The organism is Thioalkalivibrio sulfidiphilus (assembly GCF_000377945.1).
Taxonomy (GTDB): domain Bacteria; phylum Pseudomonadota; class Gammaproteobacteria; order Ectothiorhodospirales; family Ectothiorhodospiraceae; genus Thioalkalivibrio_A; species Thioalkalivibrio_A sulfidiphilus_A.
On record NZ_KB898988.1, the window covers coordinates 1 to 2,054 of the forward strand.

The window sequence follows — 2,054 nt, forward strand, 5'->3', positions numbered from 1 at the left end:
AACCCAGCCGTGAAATCCGAGCTGTTGCATTACCTGAATACCTTGAAGCAAGCAGCCTGAAACTTGGTTGCGTCAAATTTATGCAATGATTGGGCTAATTCAACCCTCTGGACAAATTTCCCTCGGGGGCTTCCACCAAATGGTGGTAATGGCTCTTCATGAGACAACAGGCGTGGCATTGCCAGTAGTTATGCTTGATTACCTTCGCGACGAGCATAAGGAAACAGTGCATAAGGAAACAGTGCCGATCCTCGTAGTCCACTAAGACGTCCTATCTTCGGCCTAGCAGGGCGGTGAAGTGATAGAGGTCGCGATATAACTGGATTCGCAGGGCCCTGGCCATGGGTTTGAGTATGTTGGGTAAAGGCTGCTACGCGAAACCTGACCATATCGTCTGATGCGAGTGTGCAGAAAGTGACAGCGCCCCATTAGGGGGGCGCTGTTTGATACAACAAGTCGTTAGGAACTGAACTTGTTATTAGACACGGCACTCTGAAGGAACATACTTGTTCTGGTCGGGGTCATCGACGGTGCATTGCCATTCAACACCCGTGTCGGGGTCGAAGACGGGAGTAAGTGTCATTTCAACCGTCGCAGCACCTCCATCTACCTCGATCGAGAGTACACCAGCATTGCACTCGATGGTGGTGCGGTTGAGTGTTAACGGGGAGGTGACACCCAAGCAGGCATCAGCAGCATCTGATGCGAGATTCTCTGAGATGGTGGCCTTCGGGCTGCTTGCCACTACGAGTCCCTCAGATACGCGAGCACGTACTGTGTAGTCACTGTATGCGGGAATAGCTATGGCAGCAAGAATGCCAATGATGGCCACAACAATCATCAGTTCGATCAGGGTAAAACCCTGCTGTGTTTTTCTCATGCGCTGCATGGTGTATCTCCTTGAGTGATGGATGTTCTTGGTGGGAACGTGAGTGTTCTCGGATGATGACTATGCAGGCGTCGTGCCAAATGTCTCAGTAGGGATGGGCGGAGTTTCTGGGCGGATGAGTGGTTGCTCTAGAGGGAGTGACTGCCGGCGGGGTGACCAGTTTTGTCAGCGACCCTGACACTTGTGGTCAGGTTGAGGTTGTTCTTGGTGTTTTGTGCTTTGTACTTTGTGAAACCAAGCACCAAGCACTGAATCAATCTTCAGGGATCTGGCGTAATCAGCTTCAACCCCGGGAAATAGCTGCGATAACGCCGCGCATCCCGCGTCATCAGGCTCATGCGGGTCACCACGGCATGGGCGCCGATTAGAAAATCAGGCAGGGTGCTGGTGCGTGCGCCACCTGCTGATCGGTAACGTGCATGGCATCGGGCGGCCAGAAACGCGGCCTCGCGGGGGATGTCTGCATATTCGAAGTCGGCGTCCGGGAGCAGCCGTTCTACCTCTTCGATGGTGTCGAAGTCGTAGGCAATCTCACCGTAGATGATGGCGTTGATGGCCAGTCTGTCGCTGACCAGGTGCCGGGCCAGTGTCTCGGCGGACCAGAATCCCCAGACCGGATCATCCGTGATGATGTCAAGCAGTACGTTGGAATCGACCAGGATCCGCTCAGGCATCGGCTTCGCCGCGCGTCAGCGCCAGGATCTCGTCGGTGCTGAGCGTCGTGCGAGGTTTCGAGGCCCTGAGCCGTTCCACGGCCATTCGGCCACGGTCCGGCTGCGTGTCGGCCTTTCTGAGCACGATGCGCCCCTCTTCGTAACTGAATTCCACCTCCATGTGGGGCATCAGCCCCGCCTTGCGCCGCAGTTCAAGCGGAATGGTGACCTGGCCCTTGCTGGTGATGCGCATGATGGTCCGTCCAGTGAAAAGTAATACTCTTACTGGTATTACTCTAGCCGCATTGCCCTGGGGGTGCAAGGTGGGGAGTGAAATGGTCAATTGTCAGTTGTCAGTGGTCAGTTGTCACTCGTTATGAAAACACTTGACATGAGTTGGGGCCTCGGCTGTGCTCCTTGACCACTGACCACTGACCACTGACCACTGACCACTGACCACTGACCACTGACCACTGACCACTGACCACTGACCACTGACCACTGACCACTGA

At 54.9% G+C, this 2,054-nt stretch carries 3 protein-coding genes; all 3 read right to left on the reverse strand.

Annotation, left to right across the window (positions count from 1 at the left end; all coding sequences use genetic code 11):
* Positions 1–478: 478 nt before the first annotated feature.
* Entirely contained in the window at positions 479–880 is a 402-nt protein-coding gene (locus D580_RS16920) for a pilin (RefSeq protein ID WP_026290030.1), read from the reverse strand.
* Positions 881–1,149: 269 nt separating this feature from the next.
* Positions 1,150–1,563, reverse strand: coding sequence for a type II toxin-antitoxin system VapC family toxin (locus tag D580_RS0114925; protein ID WP_018955160.1), 414 nt, complete (start codon positions 1,561–1,563; stop codon positions 1,150–1,152).
* Positions 1,556–1,795, reverse strand: a complete 240-nt coding sequence (locus D580_RS0114930) for an AbrB/MazE/SpoVT family DNA-binding domain-containing protein (protein ID WP_018955161.1) — start codon at positions 1,793–1,795, stop codon at positions 1,556–1,558. The genes D580_RS0114925 and D580_RS0114930 overlap by 8 nt, the downstream gene beginning before the upstream one ends.
* Between the last annotated feature and the right edge of the window lie 259 nt (positions 1,796–2,054).